The sequence below is a fragment of the Flavobacteriales bacterium genome, from assembly GCA_020635855.1.
Taxonomy (GTDB): domain Bacteria; phylum Bacteroidota; class Bacteroidia; order JACJYZ01; family JACJYZ01; genus JACJYZ01.
Genome location: JACJYZ010000002.1, coordinates 1,205,684 through 1,226,974 on the forward strand (window position 1 = coordinate 1,205,684; position 21,291 = coordinate 1,226,974).

Annotated in this window: 14 protein-coding genes and 1 tRNA gene; 7 read left to right on the plus strand and 8 right to left on the minus strand. The window is 49.9% G+C overall.

The window, feature by feature from the left end:
• Window positions 1-32: 32 nt before the first annotated feature.
• From fahA to H6585_05030, 6 genes are all read right to left on the minus strand, one after another.
• A complete protein-coding gene (fahA, locus tag H6585_05005) occupies window positions 33-1,307 on the minus strand; it encodes a fumarylacetoacetase (GenBank protein MCB9447687.1) in 1,275 nt (424 codons plus the stop codon).
• Window positions 1,308-1,357: 50 nt separating this feature from the next.
• Window positions 1,358-1,927 carry a hypothetical protein gene (locus H6585_05010; GenBank protein ID MCB9447688.1) on the minus strand — a complete coding sequence of 190 codons (570 nt, stop codon included), beginning with the start codon at window positions 1,925-1,927 and terminating at the stop codon, window positions 1,358-1,360.
• 15 nt (window positions 1,928-1,942) lie between these two features.
• The gene (gene murQ, locus H6585_05015) at window positions 1,943-2,752 is read right to left on the minus strand and encodes an N-acetylmuramic acid 6-phosphate etherase (GenBank protein ID MCB9447689.1); all 810 of its coding nucleotides are present in this window, start codon (window positions 2,750-2,752) and stop codon (window positions 1,943-1,945) included.
• A 269-nt stretch (window positions 2,753-3,021) separates the two neighbouring features.
• Window positions 3,022-5,445: a transketolase gene (locus H6585_05020; GenBank protein ID MCB9447690.1), complete on the minus strand. Its 2,424-nt coding sequence runs from the start codon at window positions 5,443-5,445 to the stop codon at window positions 3,022-3,024.
• A gap of 151 nt (window positions 5,446-5,596) precedes the next feature.
• Window positions 5,597-7,141: a hypothetical protein gene (locus tag H6585_05025; protein MCB9447691.1), complete on the minus strand. Its 1,545-nt coding sequence runs from the start codon at window positions 7,139-7,141 to the stop codon at window positions 5,597-5,599.
• Between the two features lie 579 nt (window positions 7,142-7,720).
• On the minus strand, window positions 7,721-9,124 hold the full coding sequence (locus H6585_05030) for a hypothetical protein (protein MCB9447692.1): 1,404 nt from the start codon (window positions 9,122-9,124) through the stop codon (window positions 7,721-7,723).
• An 861-nt stretch (window positions 9,125-9,985) separates the two neighbouring features.
• Here H6585_05030 and guaB point away from each other — a divergent pair.
• From guaB to H6585_05060, 6 genes are all read left to right on the plus strand, one after another.
• Window positions 9,986-11,455 (plus strand): IMP dehydrogenase, encoded by a 1,470-nt coding sequence (gene guaB, locus H6585_05035; GenBank protein MCB9447693.1) that lies wholly within the window; start codon window positions 9,986-9,988, stop codon window positions 11,453-11,455.
• A gap of 92 nt (window positions 11,456-11,547) precedes the next feature.
• Window positions 11,548-13,503, plus strand: a complete 1,956-nt coding sequence (locus tag H6585_05040) for a peptidylprolyl isomerase (GenBank protein ID MCB9447694.1) — start codon at window positions 11,548-11,550, stop codon at window positions 13,501-13,503.
• Between the two features lie 18 nt (window positions 13,504-13,521).
• Complete coding sequence (locus H6585_05045; protein ID MCB9447695.1) at window positions 13,522-14,370, plus strand: hypothetical protein; 849 nt, start codon at window positions 13,522-13,524, stop codon at window positions 14,368-14,370.
• Window positions 14,371-14,374: 4 nt separating this feature from the next.
• Window positions 14,375-15,886, plus strand: a complete 1,512-nt coding sequence (locus H6585_05050) for a peptidylprolyl isomerase (protein MCB9447696.1) — start codon at window positions 14,375-14,377, stop codon at window positions 15,884-15,886.
• 27 nt (window positions 15,887-15,913) lie between these two features.
• Window positions 15,914-16,891: a MoxR family ATPase gene (locus H6585_05055; GenBank protein MCB9447697.1), complete on the plus strand. Its 978-nt coding sequence runs from the start codon at window positions 15,914-15,916 to the stop codon at window positions 16,889-16,891.
• A gap of 79 nt (window positions 16,892-16,970) precedes the next feature.
• Window positions 16,971-17,054, plus strand: a tRNA-Leu gene (locus H6585_05060).
• Between the two features lie 494 nt (window positions 17,055-17,548).
• Here the strand turns inward: H6585_05060 and H6585_05065 are convergent.
• Together H6585_05065 and H6585_05070 are read right to left on the minus strand one after the other, a co-directional pair.
• Window positions 17,549-20,209, minus strand: coding sequence for a T9SS type A sorting domain-containing protein (locus H6585_05065; GenBank protein MCB9447698.1), 2,661 nt, complete (start codon window positions 20,207-20,209; stop codon window positions 17,549-17,551).
• Window positions 20,210-20,285: 76 nt separating this feature from the next.
• Window positions 20,286-20,759 (minus strand): hypothetical protein, encoded by a 474-nt coding sequence (locus tag H6585_05070; protein MCB9447699.1) that lies wholly within the window; start codon window positions 20,757-20,759, stop codon window positions 20,286-20,288.
• A gap of 92 nt (window positions 20,760-20,851) precedes the next feature.
• On the opposite strand from H6585_05070, the gene H6585_05075 reads away from it, so the two are divergent.
• Window positions 20,852-21,250, plus strand: a complete 399-nt coding sequence (locus H6585_05075) for a hypothetical protein (protein ID MCB9447700.1) — start codon at window positions 20,852-20,854, stop codon at window positions 21,248-21,250.
• The last annotated feature ends 41 nt before the right edge of the window (window positions 21,251-21,291 follow it).

The window sequence follows — 21,291 nt, forward strand, 5'->3', positions numbered from 1 at the left end:
ATACGAATCGCGCAGGGTCTTATCCAAGGCGATCAAATGGCCGGAAGCACCTTGGTGGAAACTTCCCCGAAGCCGATCCTCACGCCGTCTTTTTCAGCATACCCTTTCAGGATCACGGTGTCGCTGTCCTGGATGAACTTCCTTTCCGATCCGTCTTTCAGCTTCACCGGTTTGCTGCCGCGCCAGGTGATTTCCAGCATCGAACCGTAGCTGGTGTCATCCGGTCCGCTGATGGTGCCGGATCCGTAGAGGTCGCCCACCTGTATGTTGCAACCGTTCACTGTGTGGTGAGCCAGTTGCTGACAGATGTTCCAGTACATGTATTTGAAGTTCGACAGGGTGACGCGGGTACTTTCGCCTTTTTCGGGTTGGATCCATACCTCCAGGTTGATGTTGTAATTCCAGTCGCCTTTGTATTGAAGATAGGGAAGCACGGGCGGATCCTGTTTCGGGCTTGCCACCTGGAAGGGTTCGAGTGCATCCAGTGTTACGACCCATGCAGAGATGGAGGACGCAAAGTTCTTAGACAGGAAAGGACCCAGCGGCACATATTCCCACTTCTGGATGTCGCGTGCCGACCAGTCGTTGAACAGCACGAAGCCTGCGATGTAGTCGGGCGCTTCGGATGTGGAGACCGAGCTGCCGAGCTTGTTTTCCTTGCAGGTGATAAAGGCCATTTCCAGTTCGAAGTCGAGCAGTTTGCAGGGGCCGAAAGACGGCATATCCTGGTCGTCTGCCTTGGTTTGTCCCTTGGGGCGATGGATGTCGGTTCCGGAAAGGATGATGGAGGACGAGCGGCCGTGGTAACCAACGGGGAGGTGCTTCCAGTTCGGTAGCAACGCATTGGCCGGGTCGCGGAACATTTTGCCCGCATTGGTGGCGTGTTCCATGCTGCTGTAAAAATCGGTGTAGTCCTGGATAAATACAGGCATCAGCATGGTCACTTCATTCACCTGTTGACAGATCAGAAGGCGGTGGTCTTCATGGTCGCGCAGCACGGCGTTGTCGCTTCGGAATATTTCGGAGATCTTGTTGCGGAGTGCGGTGATGGCAGGGCGGCCCATGGCGAAGAATGCGTTGAGCTTGTCCTGTGCCAGCGCCTCGGTTGGTACGGGGCAGTTGCCCAGGTAGCCGAGGGTTGAAAGTGCGTGTATGTCGATGACCGTATCACCGATGCGGCTTCCCACGCGTGGCGGGGTGGACGCATTCGATCGGAAGATGCCGAATGGGATGTTCTGGATGGGGAAATCACTTTGCTCCGGAACGGTTAACCATGTGGTAAGCTTGGGGGAATTGGTAGGATTCATGCAATCAAATTTTTCCCCAAAGGTATCATTATTGACGGAGGAATGAACCGTCAGGCGCCCAATCTTCGACGGACCTGGAGGGAGATCATCCCGTAGAGCTGATCGGGCCGATAGGTGCGCCAGTCGACCATGTTCAATGCACCATCCATCAGGAAGTAGGAATCAATGTTGTAGCGGCGGAACTCTTCGAGCACATGGCTTCGGAAGTTGAGCGCGGCGATCCATCCGTCTTCCACTTCATCAAACCACTCTTCATAGTAACAGTCATCGGATGCATGGAAGTTCAATACGTTTTCACCGATCAGGATGAATTTGTTGATGCCTTCCGCCTGGATTAGTTCGATGATGTCGCGCTTGAGCGTCATGATATCGTTATGCAGGCAGTCGTTCCATTCGCCCATCAGTTCAATGATGGCGTATCCCTCGTCATAATCCACATACAGGATTTTGATGAACAGGGTGGGAGAGCCGATGGTGTCCCACTGGGGATGGATCAGGTGGTCGTAGATGGCGTACTCGAATTCGAACTCCGAATACTCGCGCTCGAAGAATGGCGACCGGCTGTCTTCGGACGCGACATAGAGATTGTCCCAACTGTAAAAAGGCTCGATGGTATGCACGTATGGTCTTTGCTTTTAAGGATGCTTCCGTGCCTGGATGGCCTTTCTTACGTTGCCGTACTCATTGAGCAGACGGGCGGCTTCTTCGCGGCTGCAGGACAATCTTTCCATCAGCATACGTATTCCACGCTCCACAAGTTTTTGATTGGTGAGCTGCATGTCCACCATGCGGTTTCCTTCTACCCGTCCGAGCCGGATCATGAGTGAGGTGGAGATCATGTTCAGGATGAGTTTCTGGGCGGTACCCGCTTTCATGCGTGTGCTGCCGGTTACGAACTCCGGTCCGGTGATGGCTTCGATGGGGTATTCGGCTGCCAGGGCAACCGGACTTCCGGGGTTACAGGTGATGGCGCCGGTGAGGATGCCCTGTTCCCGGGCTTGTTTCAGTGCACCCACCACATAGGGGGTAGTACCGGAAGCGGCAATGCCGATCACACTGTCGTTAGGGGTGATGCTATGTTTTTGGAGGTCGTTCCAGCCGCCGTTCTCATCATCTTCCGCAAATTCTACTGCTTTGCGGATGGCGCCGTCACCGCCTGCGATCAGTCCGATCACCAGGTTGTGATCTACGCCGTAAGTGGGTGGGCATTCGGATGCGTCTACGATGCCCAGCCGGCCGCTGGTTCCTGCACCGATATAGAACAGTCGCCCCCCGTTTTGCATGCGCGGGAGGATGGCTTCAACGAGGCGTTGGATGGCGGGAATGCACTTCTCCACGGCGTATGCAACGGTCTTGTCTTCCTGGTTGATACCCGTCAGAAGTTCCCTTACTGACAACGATTCGAGTTTGTCGAAACGGGATGGGGATTCGGTGATCTTCTTCATGGGGCCATGAAGTTACAAATGAATCCTCAAACTGGAACCGGGTATGGGGTCAGTTCAACATAGAAGTTAACTGTCTTGGATGGATGGTTTCTTTTGTTGGAAATGATATGATTGAACAGCCACAAAGGCGCTAAGGCACAAAGATGTTTGTCAAGCATTCACAAATCTTTTCCAAGGGATTTTTGTGTTTTTGTGACTTCGTGGCCTTTTTAATAAAACGTCTTGTTTGAATTTAAGCAGAGCCTTGCCTTTTCAAAAAGGTAGATTCTTCAGATGGCCGGGAACTGGGTGGGATCCGATTCGTTCATGATCCGGTACACGGCTTCAAAGATGTCTTCCACGTTCGGTTTGGAGAAATAGTCCCCGTCCGAACCGTAAGCCGGTCGATGTTCTTTGGCGCTGAGGGTTACCGGGGCTGCATCCAGGTGGCGGTATCCGCCTTGTTCTTCCAGCACCTGTTGCATCATATAGGCCGTTCCGCCTCCGGGTACATCTTCATCGAGGAACAAGATGCGGTTGGTTTTTTTGAGCGATTCCACGATGGTGTGATTTACATCAAAGGGCAACAGCGACTGCACATCAATGAGTTCACAGGAAATGCCTACTTCCTGCAGTTGTTTCACGGCCTCCAGGGCCAGGCGGCAAAGTGAACCGTAGGTAACGATGGTGACATCCGTTCCTTCCGAGAGGACTTCAGGCACCCCGACCGGTACGGTAAACTGTCCCAGGTTGGATGGAAGTTTTTCTTTGAGTCTGTACCCGTTCAACGGCTCAATGATCAGGGCCGGGTCGTCGGATAGCAGCATGGTGTTGTAGAATCCTGCTGCGCGGGTCATGTCACGCGGCACGAGTACATTCACGCCCCGGAACGAATGAATGATGGTGGCCATGGGTGAGCCGGCATGCCAGATGCCTTCCAGTCGGTGTCCGCGGGTGCGGATGATCAGCGGAGCCATTTGTCCGCCCTTGGTGCGCCAGCGAACCGTAGCGAGGTCGTCACTGATGATCTGCAAGGCGTACAGCAGGTAATCCAGGTATTGTATTTCGGCAATGGGGCGGAGGCCTCTCATGGACATGCCGATGCCCTGACCGATGATGGTTGCTTCACGGATGCCGGTATCCATGATGCGGTTCTCGCCGTGTTTCAGTTGCAGGCCTTCGAAAGCCTGGTTCACGCCGCCAAGGTATCCGACATCTTCACCGAATGCTACCACCAGCGGGTTCTGACTGAAGATGGCGTCGAAATTATCTCTGAGTACTTCACGTCCGTCGACCAACTGGTCATCGTTGTATTCCGGTTTAACCTCATCCACGAGCAGGGATGAATGGTCGCTTTGGCTGTAAAGGTGTGATTGATAACGATCGAGGTTGGCGAGGTTCGTGTCACGCAACCAGCTTTGCAGGCGTTCTTTTGCCGGTATGTCATCCAGGCGTAACATCCGGAGGATTTTCCTGGCGGCGCTGACAAGGGTGCGTCTTTCAAGTTCGTGATGTCCCAGGATTTCATCCCGCAATTTGTGGATGAAAGCGGCTTGCGGACTTTGAGACGCTACTGTATTGATCAATGTCACGAACGCTTCCCGTTCTTTGCGTATCGGTCGTTGAAAGGCTTCCCAGGCACGGTTCTTTGCATCCCGTACCAATTTGATGGCATTCTTTTCAATGGCTGTAAGTTCTTCATCGGATGCAATGGCTGATTGCAGGATCCATTCGCGCATCTTTTTGATACAGTCGTGCTCTTCCGCCCAGGATAACCTTTCTTTTGATTTGTATCGTTCGTGGGAGCCGGAGGTCGAGTGTCCCTGGGGTTGGGTCACTTCTTCCACATGGATCATTACGGGAACATGTTCATTGCGGCAGATGGCAATGGCCTTTTCGTAGGTTTCACAAAGGCCGGGATAGTCCCAACCTTTGGTCCGGAAGATCTCGTAGCCGGGTGCGCTTTCATCACGTTGGAGTCCTTTCAGTATCTCTGAAATGCTCTCCTTGGTGGTTTGGAATTTCTTGGGAACGGAAATGCCGTAACCGTCGTCCCATATGGAAATGGCCATCGGTACCTGTAGTACGCCGGCGGCATTGATTGTTTCGAAGAAAAGCCCTTCGGATGTACTTGCATCACCGATGGTTCCGAAGGCCACTTCGTTTCCTTTCTCTGAAAATTGTGTGTATGCGTGCAGGGATTTGTTGTCCCGGAACAGTTTGGATGCCTGTGCCAGTCCGAGCAGGCGGGGCATTTGAGCTGCTGTGGGCGAAATGTCTGCGGAGGAGTTTTTTAACTGGGATAATTGCTTCCAGCTTCCGTCGTCATTAACGGTGCGTGTGGCGTAGTGTCCGTTCATGGACCGACCGGCGGAGGAAGGTTCGGCGTGTACATCGGTATGGGCGTAAAGCTGCGCGAAGTATTCTTCCATGTTGAGCAGGCCGGCTGCCATCATGAAGGTTTGGTCACGATAGTATCCCGAGCGGAAGTCGCCTTCCCGGAATTGTTTGGCCATGGCCAGTTGAGCCACTTCCTTTCCATCGCCGAAGATGCCAAATTTGGCTTTGCCTGTAAGCACTTCCCGTCGACCCAGTATACTTGCCTGACGGCTTTCATTTGCTATGCGGTAATCTTCAAGCACCATTTTGCGGAATTCCTCAAATGAAAGAGAAGCTTCATCCGCGTTTTGTGCCTTTCCGGTTTTTCTTGCCATAGTAATACAAACTGTCTGTTGATACTGTCACATATCAGGGTGGGTTTCACAAATATAGAAAAACACGTAAACCAGGCGGTCGAAATCGATCAATAGTTCTGAACGTTCGGTGAACATCATGCCTTTTTTGACGGACATGTTCCCCGGTGGTTCATGCTCTTTTTTGAAGTGAAGAAGCTTTTTCCAGGGCCAGTTTGGCAAAGGGTTGTTGTGTGATTTTGGCGTCGATCCATGCAGTGATATCAAGGTCGTGGAAGAACATGAACTGGTTGGGTTCCAAGCGCAGTTGGATCAATTGGTCTCGGGCTTGTTGCAAAAGTCGGGTTTGTTCTTTCCCGGGAGGGGCGGTAAGCAGGCTTTGGAAAAGGCGAATCAGGGCGTATTCAACTTTATAAGTGCTTTTTTGTTTGGTGAAGTAATCAAGGGAGGATCGGAGTGTAGATTCGAGCGTGTCCATATGCCCCAGTTCGAACAGGTTCAGTATTTTGAGCATGATGGCCATGTTGCGGGTATGGGCAGGGATATCATGATCGGAATGACTCAGGATGTCATTGGTCCATTTTAAGGACAATCCGTAATCTCCAATACCGAAATATGCCCGGGCCATTTGATTGAGAAAATTGATGCGGTCTCCTTTGGCAAGCATGTGCGCAACTTTGTTGGCAAGGTGTGATTTTGAGCGGATGATTTGAACAGCCGTGTCGAATCGCCCGGCATGATTCTCAAATTGGAGTTCATGGGTGAATAGAAAATATTCAATCAGCATTTTGTTTTCCCGGGTGATTGACTTCCCCTGAGAGGAAATAATGCGACTGGCTTTGTCCTTCATTCTGTTGAAATCATCTTCACGGTACAACAGTGAAATGATGTTACAGGCTTCGAAAATGGATTGCCAGTAGCGTTGGAAGTATTCTGCAATGTACTTGGGTTGTTCATCGAAGATGGCCACTTTCCTGACCCTGTATTTGAGTGATTCATGAAAGTTACCGGTGATGTAGTGGAAAAGCCCGAAGATCATGTTGTAGTGATACTTGCCGAGGAAGGAGGTGAGGTCTTGTTCCCGGCCTTGAAGTTTCGGATGGCGGATGATCTCTTTTGCTTTGTTGATGACTGATTTTTTTCTTGTATATCCTTCGCTGCGGTAGATGCCGAACATGATGTTTGACAATGTTTCCATCTCCAGGAATTCATTGAACTTATCGATGATCTTCTTTTGTTCTGTATTGATGCGTTCGATGCGTTTGATGTTCAGGTCATTCCCGTACAGCCTGATTTCCCATTTGAGGGCTTCCAGCAGCACGGGGAATTCATCATAAGCCATGGCCAGCTTTTTGGTTTTCCTGACCAATTTCCGGGTTTGCAGGAAAAGGCCCTTTTCGTAAAGAATCTGGATCTGGTCCAATTGATTCTTCAGAATGGTTTCAACTTTATTGGAAGCGTGGTATTGTTGGAGTGCGTCCAGGATGATCTTATTCAGGTAATTTTTTGTTCGTGGCAGTTGATTGGCAGGGAAGCCTCCGCGGATCATTTTTTTTTCGTCGTAGGTTGAAAGCTTGTCTACCTGGTCGAAAAGCCTGATGTAATTGTTGTCGGAATGATCGGCGTGTCGTTTGGCGAAGCGGCGGAAGTAGATTTTCTCATTGCGGCTCAGTGAGCCGATCAGGTCAAACAGGTCGGAGGAGGGTTTTTTAGGCATGGCGGTTCAGGTTCGACACGCAGATAAGGGGGTCTGATTAGGTGAGAATAGAATTTATATTTAGGTAACTATCAGTTAAATAGTTTATTAGATTAATTTTTATTACTGTGAAGATGTAAATTTATAGAAAATATTGTTTGGGAGCCCTTTGGCAGGGCGGTATTTTTGATGTGTATAGTGGCTGATTTTATTCCGATTAAACATTGCCTTTCAGGCACCAGTATTGAATCACATTCTTTGACATAAGGGTATCTGCTGTTTTGCGGATGCCTGATAATTACCCATCCACCTTGGGTTAATCCGATGAGGCGAACTGTTTTCGGGGTTCGGTTAGAAACGGTACATCTGCATGGAACAGAACCTGCGGATGTCTGACAACCTACTTCTTTACGGCCACCCGGTTGTCGGCGGCATCGCCGGAGTAAATTAGAAATTTGTCCTGGCAACGTTCAGATTTTACTGCTCCGTATGGTCCGACTGCGAATGCTCAGAAAACAGCAATACCACCTTGAACTGATATCTGCGACTGGAGACGGACTAACCTGGGTGGATTTTTTTTGCCTGCTTCAAGCAGGTTTGTTATGTGTTTTGTAGGCTGTTCTGTTTGGTGCCCAGCCAAATTAGTATCAATGATCCTTCAATGAAGGCTTTCTCCGACTCAATGGATGTGAGTTTCAAGAGTTGTTCATGGAGGTTCCGCATCGAATTCTGGCCGCGGCTGTTTATAGTGTCCAGGCTGTTCATGAAACGCATCAATTCCAATTCGGATTTCAGTGTTTTCTTTTTCTTCAGGTAGTATTCGTAGGACCTGGTGAGGTATTCCAGCATGTCGTAATGCTTCAGTTCAAAATGTATCAATATGTTCAGCAGTCGGATGGTACTGCATGTTGCCTTGTCCAGGTGATCGTCCGGGTGCTGGTTCAATAGTTTGTTTGCCCATTTGAGAGCCAATGCATATTGTTGGCTTCCGAAGTAGCACAACATGCAGTTGAAGTAGGTGTAAAGTTTCTTTTCCTGGTATGTGTAAGGCAGCCGTTCGATGGCGTCGGTTTCGAGCGTTTCAATGAGGTGGGTGCCGGCTTTGAAATTGTGTTTGCTGTTGTACCAGCCGAGTTGGTTTACGTATAGTGATGTGAGTCCGTAGTCTCTTTGAAATGGTGTTTGGTTGATGGTGTATTTGTGATGTGTTTCCTCCAGGGTGCTGACCACCTTTTCGTATGTTTTTTCATTGTTCATCAGGCGGCATAATTCCAGCATGTTGTTTAATCCGGTCTGGTAGAACTTGAGATATTCCTCAATCATGTGCGGATGCGCTTCGAACAATTCCAGTTCCTTTTTCCTGTGTGCGTAGGCGGTAGGGTATTCCTGCAATGCCAGATGTCCCAAGCTGGCTCCGTGATGATATTGCCTGATGGCAAGAAAGCTTTGTAGTTGATGGTCGTTTGTAGGTAGTTCGTGCGTCATTAAATTCCGGAGCGTTAGCGTTAACCCGGGGTCTGCTTTGCTTTTGATGCTTCTGTGGAGGGTGTAAATTTTCAGGGTCAGGTTTTGCAAATGTTGCAGTTCCTGCAGTTGCTTATTGGTGGAGATTTCCTGTTTTTCTATGGTATTTAACAATGGCGAGTTCGGAAGGTTGGCCATTATTTTTCTCTCCGTTGAAAACAACGAAAGAAGCATGGTGAACTTTTCGTAGCGATAGGCCAATTTACGGGCGCGATCTATTCTTTTGCTGGCCTGTTGAATGAGTGAGCGCTCATAAAGAAAATCAATTTCTTGGGAAAGGCTATGGAGTTGGCCGTCAATGCTGCGTGCAGAATAAAATTTGCTCAGCAAGCCGATGATGGTATTGTAGAGGTAATTGCGGGTTCGTGATGAATGGGCTTTCCGGTTTTTTGAAGATGCTTGGTCCGGGTTAATGTCTTTTAGTATGCTGTTGAACAGTTGGATGTGGAGTGCAGATTTTCCCCGGGCGTGTTCTTGCATTCGTTTACGCAAGTACACGATTTCAGCCCGGCTCAAGGATTTTACCAGTTGAACGAGGTCGGATTGAGGGTTCATCGAACTGTAAATTAAGATCTTGTAACTTATTGTTAAATAGAATTATACAAATATAATGATCTGGATCGAGATGTAAAAAAAGAATCAAATTAGTTTGCTTCCGTGAGTAATACTATTTAGGTTTGAATTGAAAAAATTGATGTTATAATTTTTTAGTTAGGTGTAACTGTGTGCAAATAGACACCGATAAAAAAATTTATGTATAGATCATAAAATCAATACTATATATAAATATCAAGGTGGTAAAAGATCGAAAAATAACCAACGGAATACATTCATACAAAAGATCTGACCGCGAAGTGGAAGTGGTAACAAGCGGAAGCAGGGTGCTGATGGAAAATGCCGTGCGTCGCTTGAAGGAAAGTGGGAAGAGGCAGAAAGTACTGATGGTTCCAGACCGGGATTTTCAGGATGCTACGCGCATTATGCGGGAAGTAGGATTACCCGGAACCGTTAAATCCTTGGAGGGAGAACGTGTTCGATATGTGAACCGCCAGGAAATTCAAAGACAAAAAAAGGTTAGGAATGAGAAGGCCAAACAGGATCATGCAAGGCCTTTTCCGGATATCTGGTCATTCCAGATATAAAATATGCCAATGAATCAACCGGGTGGTGTCCGGTGGTAGAGTCTCAGGTCTGCATCCGATTCTGGCGCTAATGAAGCCCCGTGTTTTCACGGGGCTTTATGTTTTTGGCGAATGATGGGGATTCGTCGCAAAACTTCATGCTTATGCTGCATCTGCTGAATGAGAAATTGTTACTTTTGCATGCCATAACATAATCATTATGGCATCCCCCGATAATAAATTTGCGAATGAAGGATTGACGTACGACGACGTATTGCTAATCCCTGCCTATTCAGAAGTGCTCCCGAGAGACGTGGATATCTCCACGCGTTTTACCAGCGAGATCAGAATCAATGTACCCATTGTTTCGTCAGCGATGGATACCGTCACCGAATCAGCCATGGCCATTGCTCTTGCCCAGGAAGGTGGAATTGGTGTGCTGCACAAAAACATGACGATCGAGCAACAGGCAGGTGAGGTACGTAAAGTCAAACGATCCGAAAGTGGAATGATTTACGACCCGGTAACCTTGCACGAGGATGCATTGGTGCGGGATGCACTTCAGATCATGAAGGAAAATAAGATCGGAGGTATTCCGGTTGTCAATGAGAACCGCACGCTGGTGGGCATTGTTACCAACCGTGATCTGCGATTCGAAAAGAACCTGGATCGCAGGATTGATGAAGTGATGACCCGCGATGGTATTATTTCCACAGAAGAAGTGACCGATCTCGAGAAAGCAGAAGACATCCTTCAGGCGCACAAGATTGAGAAGCTGCCGGTGGTTGACAAGTCTTTCCGGCTGGTCGGGCTCATTACCTATAAAGACATCATTAAATTCAAAGCCAGACCCAATGCATGTAAGGATAAGCTGGGGCGACTTCGTGTGGCCGCTGCAGTTGGGGTTACAAAGGATACGGTTGATCGGGTAGACGCCCTGCGCAAAGCAGGTGTGGATGCCATCGCCATTGATACTGCTCACGGTCATTCAAAAGGTGTGATAGAGATGGTGAAGCTGATCAGGAAGCAATTCCCCGATCTCCAGGTCATTGCCGGAAATATCGCCACCGGTGAAGCAGCGAAGGCTTTGGTGAAGGCAGGTGTCAACGCGGTGAAAGTAGGGGTGGGGCCCGGCTCTATTTGCACCACGCGCATCATTGCCGGTGTGGGTGTGCCTCAGTTGACCGCTGTGTATGAAGTGGCTCAAGCCCTGAAAGGAAGCGGTGTCCCCGTGATTGCCGACGGAGGCATCCGTTTTACCGGAGACATCGTGAAAGCTTTGGCTGCCGGCGCTGATTCTATTATGGCAGGATCCATTTTTGCAGGTGTAGAAGAGTCACCCGGTGAAACCATTATTTATGAAGGAAGGCGGTTTAAGACCTATCGCGGCATGGGATCCATTGAAGCCATGCAGCAAGGTTCAAAAGACCGTTATTTCCAAGACGTGGAAGACGATATCAAGAAACTTGTGCCGGAAGGTATTGTGGGAAGGGTTCCTTATAAAGGAACATTGACAGAGGTGGTTTACCAATACATCGGTGGCCTGAGGGCAGGTATGGGATACTGCGGTGCGCGAAGCATTGATGAGCTGCAGGAGGCCCGCTTCATAAGGATTACATCTGCTGGTGTGCAGGAAAGCCACCCGCATGATATCATCATTACCCGGGAAGCGCCGAACTACAGCCGTTGATAACCAATGGAAACGTTTGAATCCCACTAGGCAAATATTTACTTTTGCCATCCGTTATTGCATTTGTAATTTCCCAAAATACGTGCATGGTTATGAAAAAAATGTTACTTATTCCCCTTCTGTTTGCTGGCTTTGCAGCCATCCAGGCACAGGAGGCGGACCCGGTTTTGCTTACCGTTGGTAAATCAGAAATCCGGAAATCAGAGTTCGAAAGAATCTACCGCAAGAACAACCCCAAGGGCAGTGCCAATGAAACGTCGGTAGATGATTACCTCGGGCTTTTCATCAACTTTAAACTGAAGGTGAATGAGGCCATGGCTGAGGGTTTGGATACCAGCCAGTCATTTGTTACCGAACTCAAAGGGTATCGAGAACAGCTTGCCAAACCGTATCTGACCGATAACGAGGTGACCGATCATTTGATCAAGGAAGCTTTCGATCGCTCCCAGTATGATTTGGTGGTGTCGCATATGTTGGTCAAACTCGATCGCTACCCAAAGCCGGAAGATACACTGGCAGCTTACAAGAAAGCGATGCAGTTGTACCAACGTATCAGCGGCGGAAAAGAAACATTTGATCAGGTGGCATCTTCCGTAGCAGCTGATCCCAATGGACCCATTATCAGGGAAGATATGACATTCACTGCGCTTTCTCTGGTATACAATTTTGAAACCGCCGCTTACAATGCAAATGTTGGAGAGGTTACGAAGCCGGTTCGCACCCGCTTCGGCTACCATGTGATCCTCGTACGCGAAAAAAGACCGGCCCTGGGTCAGGTGAAGGTAGCCCATATCCTGATCAGTGTCCCAAAAGGCGCTCCCAAAGCTGTTGAAGACGGTGCTAAAATGAAGATTGATGAGGCGTACGCGAAATTGAAGGATGGAGCAGATTTCGCTGACCTTGCGCGTGAATATTCCAGTGACCGGAATTCAGCCGAGCGTGGCGGCAACCTTCCATGGTTCCGCACAGGACGCATGGTGTCAGAATTTGAAGATGCGACTGCTAAACTTGCGGAGATCGGTGACTACAGCGCACCCTTCCGTACCAATTATGGCTGGCATGTGATAAAGCTACTCGATCGCAAGGGGGTAAGTGATTTCGAAACCATGCTGCCCGAATTGAAAGAAAAAATATCAAGGGACGAACGGTCGAAAATCAGCACGCATTCAAGGGTAGCGCAGATCCAACAAGAATACGGATTCAAGGAAAATACCAAAACCATCGCTCCATTCAGGAAACTCGCCGACCAATCGATCTATGAAAAGAAGTGGAATCGCGACCGTGCAAACGGACTGAGTGAAGTCATGTTTACCCTGGGTAAGCAGGAATACACACAATCGGATTTTGCGGATTTCATTGAGCAAAACCAACGGATGGGGCCGAAGAACATGCAACCTGCCGACTTCATCAATGTGCTTTACCATGATTTCGTTGAGTTCAGTTGTCTGGCATATGAAGATGCACGCCTTGAGCAAAAGTACCCGGAGTTCAGGGACCTGGTGAATGAGTACCACGACGGAATCCTGCTGTTCGAAATGATGGATAAAAAGGTATGGTCCCGTGCGGTGAAGGATACGTCAGGACTGGAAGCCTTCTACCAGGAACATAAGAACGACTATATGTGGGGTGAACGAGCCGATATCGAGGTGTATGAATGTTCCGATAAGGCGGGTGCGGAAAACCTCCGCAAGATATTGCTGAAAGGTGAGAAGAAGGGAATCGCTTCTTCCGCAGCGGTAGAGAAGGCCAATGCAACAATCGCCAATAGTGTTCTGCTGAAGGAAAAAGGAAAGTTCCAAAAAGATGAGAACGGGTATATGGACCGTGTGGCATGGTCTGCTGGTTTGTCCGGCAACATTGAAAAAGGAGGGAAGGTCTACATCGTTCGTGTGCTGGGTATCGATCCTCCCCAGCCCAAATCGCTGAAGGAAGCGAAAGGACTGGTAACTGCAGCTTACCAGGATTACCTGGAAAAGCAATGGATTGAGGAATTGAAGGCAAAGTACCCGGTGACTGTACACAGGGAAGTGCTGAAGTCGGTGCAGTAACACATGCCGAAAAATCGGATGTATAAGCATGTTGTGCTGGGTATTGTACTGGCAGGAAGCGTATGGCTTTCCGCCTGTAGCACGGGGGATGAGCCGAAAAGTGATCACGGAAAGGTGATTGCGCGGGTCAACGATAAATATCTGTACGAGGATGATCTGAAAGATATTATTCCCGCCAACACAGCCCCCGATGACAGCACCAACATGGTCAGGAGTTATATAGAGAACTGGATCCGGCAAAAACTGGTTCTTGCAAAAGCAGAACTGAACCTCAACCCGGGCGAGTACGACATTGATAACCTGATTGAAAACTACCGCCAGGATTTACTCCAGTATATTTACAAGCGTGAACTGGTGCGTCAGAAACTGGATACCGTCGTCTCTCAGAAGGACATGGAAACCTATTATGAAGCCAACAAGGAAAAGTTTGAGCTTCAAGATGACATTGTTCAGGTATCCTATGCGGTCTTCGATATGAAAACACCCGGTTTGGATAAACTGGATAAGTGGTATAAATCTTCAGACCCGCAGGATATGGAAGCATATCGCAACCACTGTTTCAGTTATGCGTCCAGCTATTACCTCAACGACTCATCCTGGGTGATGGTGGAAAGCCTCCGCAAAGCCATCCCGATCCTTCCTGAGCATATTTCCAACATGGGGTATTTTGAAGAACAAGACTCACTAAGGAAGTATTTTGTTCATATCCGGAGCTTTAAATCAAAAGAGAGTATTTCGCCGTTCTCGTTTGAAAAAGAACGGATCCGCGAAATTCTGATCAATCAGCGTAAAGTAAAGTTGCTGGAAGATCTGGAAGAGAACCTTTACCAGGAGGCGGTTCGAAAAAATCAAATTGAGATATTCTGATACCATGACCCAATCAACCAAGTACAATTCTTATTTATTCCGAGTTCGTATCGGACTGCTGGTTGTTCTTTTGCTGCCACTTTCGCGGGCTGCTGCCCAAAATGACGAACCCAGTGGGGTACCCGTAAACAGGGTCATTGCCACAGTGGGCAACGATGTAGTGCTTCAATCCGATCTGGAAAATCAGTACCTGCAGATGATGGCCCAGGGCATGACGCCGGACGCCGATACCCGCTGCCGAATCCTCGAAGATCAATTGTTCCAGAAGCTCCTGAAGAACCAGGCAGAGCTGGACAGTGTAACCGTGAGCGATAACCAGGTGGAATCAGAACTGGACCGACGAATCGAGTATTTCATTAAGCAGATCGGTAGCGAAGAAGCGCTGGAGGAATACTATGGAAAAAGCATCATTGAAATCAAAGCGGAGTTCAGGGACATGGTGCAAGACCAGTTGCTGGTGCAAACCATGCAAGGGAAGATCACCAAAGATGTTAAAGTGAGTCCGTCCGAAGTGAAGCAGTTCTTTAACAACATCCCCAAAGACAGCTTGCCGTATATCAACTCCGAAGTGGAAATGGCCCAGGTTGTGAAAATGCCGGAGGTCAGCCAGGAGGAGAAAGACAAGGTGCTGGCTAAACTGGAAGAATACCGGCAACGGGTGATCTCAGGGTCTACCTCTTTTGCTGCACTGGCCAGGATCTATTCCGAAGATCCATCCTATAAACAAGGTGGCGAGATCGGGTTTGTCAGCCGGGGTGATCTGGTGCCTGAATTCGAAACAGTGGCGTTTCGGCTGACACCCATCGAAACGGTAGACCAAAAAGTGGATAGCACACAGGCCGTGCTTACCCAACTACAGAAAATGGGCGGGGAAAATCTGGAGCAAAGACTCAATCAAACACAACACGATCTGGATAGCCTGAAGAACATGCGTTGTTCTCAGGTGGTGGAATCGCAGTTCGGTTACCACCTGATCCAGCTGATCGAACGCAGAGGGCAGCAGGTCAACGTGAGGCATATCCTGATCCGCCCCAAATTGACTGAAGAAGAAAAGCTGAAGTCACAGCAGTTTCTTGATAGCGTGCGTACCCTGGTGATGAATGGTAAATACACATTCGCTGAAGCGGTGGAAAAATTCTCGGATGATGAGGATACCCGGTACTTTGACGGAAACATCGTAAACCCGGCCACAGGAACCACCAAGTTTGAAATGGATCAGCTTGATCCCATGTTGTCGTTCACCGTTAACCCCATGTCGGTGGATAACATATCCAACCCGATCCAGTTTCAGAAACCGGATGGAAAAGAGGGGTATCGCATCATCCTTCTGAAAACACGTACATCACCACATCAGCTCAATCTGAAAGATGATTACAAAAAGGTGATGGATATGGCAACGATGGACAAACAGGCCAAAGCAGTATCGGATTGGATCGAGAAGAAACGAGACAATATGTATATTCACATTGCAGATGATTTCAAGAATTGTTCATTCATGAACAACTGGGTCAATTGAGATCTGCACTAATTTAGCCGTCGGCACATGCAAACATCTCAGCAAAGCAGCAGTGTAGAAGCAGTACAGGAACTACGCAAACGATATGATGCCCTTGACCGGGAAATCGGAAAGGTGATCATCGGACAGAAAGAAATCGTCCATCAGGTACTGATCTCCATCTTTAGTAAGGGACACTGCCTGTTGGTGGGGGTTCCCGGTCTTGCCAAGACCCTTCTGGTGAATACCATCGCACAGTCACTCGGTCTCACATACAAACGCATACAGTTTACACCGGACCTGATGCCTTCGGATATCATCGGTACGGAAATTCTTGACGAAAACAGGCAATTTAAGTTTGTGAAAGGCCCCCTGTTTGCAAACATCATCCTTGCCGATGAAATCAACCGAACTCCTCCCAAAACGCAGGCGGCCCTGTTGGAAGCCATGCAGGAAAGGGCGGTAACGGCGGCCGGTCACCGTTACGAACTGGATCAGCCGTTCTTTGTGTTGGCCACCCAAAACCCGATTGAGCAGGAAGGTACCTATCCTTTGCCGGAAGCCCAGCTGGACCGGTTCATGTTCAGCCTATGGCTTGATTATCCCACGCCCGGTGAGGAAGTGGAGATTGTGAAATCCACCACTTCCGGTCAGGAAGCAAGCGTAAACAAGGTCCTGTCCGGAGAGGAAATACTCGCCATACAGGAACTGGTCAGAAGCATTCCGGTGACCGACCACGTGGTTGAGTATGCTGTAAAACTGGTTTCAAGAACAAGACCCAATACAGCGGGTGCGCACGCATCCGCCAATTCTTTTCTTTCATGGGGAGCGGGTCCGCGTGCATCCCAATTCCTGATCGTGGCTGCCAAATGCAATGCAGCCTTGAACGGCAAGTTCTCTCCGGATATGGAAGATGTGAATGCCGTGGCTGTTTCCGTTTTGCGCCACCGGGTGGTGCGGAATTACAAAGCGGAAGCGGAAGGTATGAAAGTGGAGGAAATCATCCAATCCATGATGGATCAATAACTCCCTGTATTCTCTTGAATTTTCTTTTATCTTTGCATGCCCTCAACGAAACAGGTGATTGCCTGTGTCAATACATATTGCCCGGGTGGTGAAATTGGTAGACACGCTACTTTGAGGGGGTAGTGGCCGTTCGGCTGTGCTGGTTCGAGTCCAGTCCCGGGCACAAAAAGAAAAAGAGCGTTGGCAGCAGCCAGGGCTCTTTTTCTTTTTCCCTCAGAACTCACACAGACGCCCTTCGGTTGCGTAAGGAGGCTGCGCCGTAAATGCGCTTCGCGGTCATTGGCTTCCTTCGGTCGCGTAAATGGTTAGTGGCATCGGGCTGCTGCCGGAGCAATATGGCAGGACTGCAGAATATTTGACGATAGATGTTAGATAAGAGGTGGTGCATTGTTCACATTTACCGGATACCAACTTGCTTGCCCGCTCGTAGCTTTGGCGAAGGCAGGAAACTTGCGACTCCCGATACCAGCTGACGCAGATGTCCACGTCTGTGTTCCAGCTGACCCAGATGTCCACGTCTGTGTTCCAGCTGACGCAGATGTCCACGTCTGTGTTCCAGCTGATGCAGATGTCCACGTCTATGTTCCAGCTGACGCAGATGTCTACGTCTATGTTCCCGGCTGACGCGGATGTCCACGTCCGTGTTTCGTCCGTGTTTCACTCCACCACAAACCGGATGGCCCGGTTCTGATGCCCTGAAGTAAGGGTGAGGAAGTACATGCCCGGTGCAAGGGATAGGTCGAAGGCATGCAGACTGCGGCCCTTTTTCAATTTCAATGCGTCTTGGTGAATGGTTTTTCCGCTGATGTCTACAATCATCACCTGCAGGTCATGGCTCTCTCCACATAATACCTCCAGTTGAAAGGAACCTTTATTGATGGTGGGAAGGATGTGGGCTGTCATCTGTTCAAAAACCCCGGCATCCGGTTGCCCGGTCGGGTCAATGAGGGGCGGCAGGTCGGTTTTCCAGAAGCCGCGTCCGAAGGTGGCTGCATACAGTTTTCTTTCGCCCTGGTGGATCTCCAGTTCGCTGATGATGACATTGGGCAGTCCGTCGCTGAAAAGCTCCCATTGCGTCATGGTGTCGTTCAGGTGAAATACACCCACGTCCATTCCCACGTAGATGTCGTGGTACAGGGAGGCTTCATCTTCTTCCACGCAGTTGGCCGGTAGGTTGGGGAGGTTCATGGAAATGTTATTCCAGTTTTGTCCTCCGTCGGTGGTCTTGTATACTTTCATGCCGGCTACATAACCACCGAAGGTTGCCCACGCCGTTGTGCCTACGCTGTCGTCCGCTTCCATGTAGGTGCAGTACAGTGAGTCGGGCAAGCCTGCGGTCACGTCGGTCCAACTTGAACCTCCATTGCTTGTCATGCGCACTTTGCCCATGGCGCCGCTGCTGAAATACACACGGTTGGCCACGTACATGTACTTGGGGTCGTTGTTGCACACGCCCAGTGCGGATGCAGGTGTGGGGCCGCTGAACCCGGGGGCCGACGGAAAGCTGGAGATCTTGCTCCAGTTGGTTCCTTCGTTGGCGGATTTCCATACGTTGCCAAAAGCGGCGTACAGGATTTTGGGGTCGTTTGCATCCATCAGGTAAGGTGTGGTCCATTCACCGGTTTCGCTGACCGAGCCGGTGATGCCGCTGCTGGTTTGTCCGCCGTTGTAAGACCTCCGGATGCTGCCATTCTGTGATGATCCGTAGATGGTGCCCGGGTTGTCGGGGTGGATCATGGCTTCCATGCCGTCGCCACCAAAAATGTTTACCCAGCTGTTCGTATTGAAATAATAGGTAGAGTTGTCCTGGGCGCCGCCGATGATGTAGCCCGGATTGTTTTTGCTCAAGCCCAACCGGTAAAATGAAGTGATGATGAAGCCTGAGCTGATGTTGTTCCATTGGGTGGGGAAGCTCTGCGGACTCCAGGTGCCGATCTTCAGGTTGTCGGTCCAGGAAATGCCGCCGTCGCCGCAGAGGTATGTTTTTCCGGATACGGGGTTGTTCTTCAGCTGGTGTTCATCCACATGAAAACTGGCGCCTACGGCATCCCATGACGAGCCGCCGTCGGAAGAGCCCCATACGTACACGCCTCCGCAATACACTTTGTCTTTATTTGTAGGGTCAGCCATCAGTACCTGGTCGTACCAGCCTTGTCCGCCGCTGCCGCTGCTTCCCCATGTGAACAGGTTGGGTGTGCCGGAAAGTTTGCTCCAGGTTGTGCCGCCGTTATCGGAACGGTAGAACCCATATAAGGCACCGCTGGCATCGCAGGCGCTGGCATAGACCCGGTTGTGATCGGCGGGTGACACTGCGATCTCCATGCGTTCGGCGCCGCCGGTTGCTGTGATGCCGGTGTTCAGCAATGTCCAGGTAAGTCCGAAGTCTGTACTCTTGTAAACGCCGGTTTTACCGGTATTGAGTTTGCTCACATATCCTGAACAGGCGAAGAGCGTATTCGGTTGAACAGGGTCTTGTTCGATGTCCCACATCCATTCATTCAGTTGCTTGGTCCAGGTGGTGCCACCGTCGTTTGAGCGCATCACACCGTAGGTGCCTGCGGCCACCACCACGTCCGAGCTGTCACTGCTTACGAAAACGCGACGGGTAAGTGACAGGTCGAGTTGGGTGACCTGGGTGGTAAGTCCGGTCGGTTGCCATGTTTGTCCCCCGTCGGTGGTTTTGTACACGCCGATGCCGTAATGGGTATGGCGCCTGCGGTCGTCGGTGTTGAGGGCCACCCCGAGGTATTCATAATCACCCACGGAAAGGTACAGGGTCTGGTCGTTGTTCGGATCCACGGCGATGTCACTGATCCGCATGATCGGGAGGTCGTCGGTGAGGGGCGTCCGGCTTTGGCCGTTGTTTGTGGTTTTCCACACGCCGCCTTGGGCTACGCCTATCCATAGGGTATTGGGGTCGGTAGGGTGGAAGGTCACACAGTTGATTCTTCCCATGCCGTTGCCGGGAAATTGTTCGGGGCCTACGGGCATCCAGTTGGGAATGCCCAGGTTTTTGCGGGAGGCAGTCAACGCGGCCTTCCATTCGCTGATCCTTGCGGCTTCCATCAGACCGATGTTTTCGTCGCCGAAGGTACCATCGGGATTGGCATTGCGTTCCTGGTAATCCAGCCAGCGGCGGTACCATTTCCAGCCTTTGGTTTGGGAAAGATCTTTGCCTTCCGCCCATTTCTGAAAGGCGGCCTGATACCTTCCTACAGGTGGAAGTTCAGGTTGGGTTTGGGGTGCGGGCAGGAATTCCTGTGCCTGGGTGGGCAACATACAAGCCAGCATCATCACTACACAGACGACGTGCTTCATAGGGAACGGTTTTGTTACTGCAAACAGGGAGAGTACAGCGAATACAGGAAGGAAGGATCTTATTTCCAACGCGGACTCAGTCCCTTTTCCATTCGCCCGATGCCGCCAGCCGGTCCAGCATTTTCTCAACGGCGGTCAGGTCATGTGGTATCAGGGCTTTGAACAGGATGCGTTTTTCTTCATTGGTGCCGTCCCATTTGATATGAAGGATGCGCATCTGGGTGTCTTCGGTATCGATGTGATATTGATCCTTCATCTCCATGAAATTCGCCTGATCAATCACCCGCCAGATAGAATCCTGCAGGGACCGGTTCAGGTTGAAATGAAAGTTGCCGATGTGCTCCATGTTGGCGCGCCCCGTGAGTATAACCCGTTTCGGTCGTGTCAATGTCATCGTGTATTCCGGACAGCCGGAAGGACAGCCCTCTTTTTCCAGGGTGATTTCAGCCACGTGGTTTTCGTGCTCCAAGCCTGCCGCCGGGTATTTGTTTATCGTACAGCCGGAGCAGGCAAACATCAGGGAAATAACGGAAATGTACCGCACGGCCATCTCGAAATGTACGAATGATTTTGTTTCCGGTCGGTTTGCTACTTTTAAAGCACCCGCGAAAAGGCTATATTCGCTTATCAATCCAAGCTTGTATGGCAATTCCTAAACATCTGCTTGTATTCCTGTTCGGTCTGAGTGTTGTGTTGATGTTGAGCACCCTGGTGGTGATCCTCCTTCGTGGCTTCATTCGCAACCTGATCCTGGACCTGAATGGCGAGAAAGACCGCCAGGCAAGGTTTTGGGTGGCTTACAGCAATACGCTGATGTTGCTGGTTCCCCTAATCATAGCCCTGATTTTTGTGCCCGACGGTAAACAGGAGGTGGATCCATTTGTGATGGTGGTGAACCAGGTCAAATGGTCACTGATCGGACTGGCATCCACCGTATTTGTATTGGGTCTTGCCATCCACCAACTGGTGCCCAAATCCGCCGTTTCACCTTCAAAGAATAAGGAGGAGAAGCAGCAGGATGAGGCGCCTTCAGGTATTTGAGGATATTTGAAAACCCCATATCTTTGAAAAAAAAGAACATA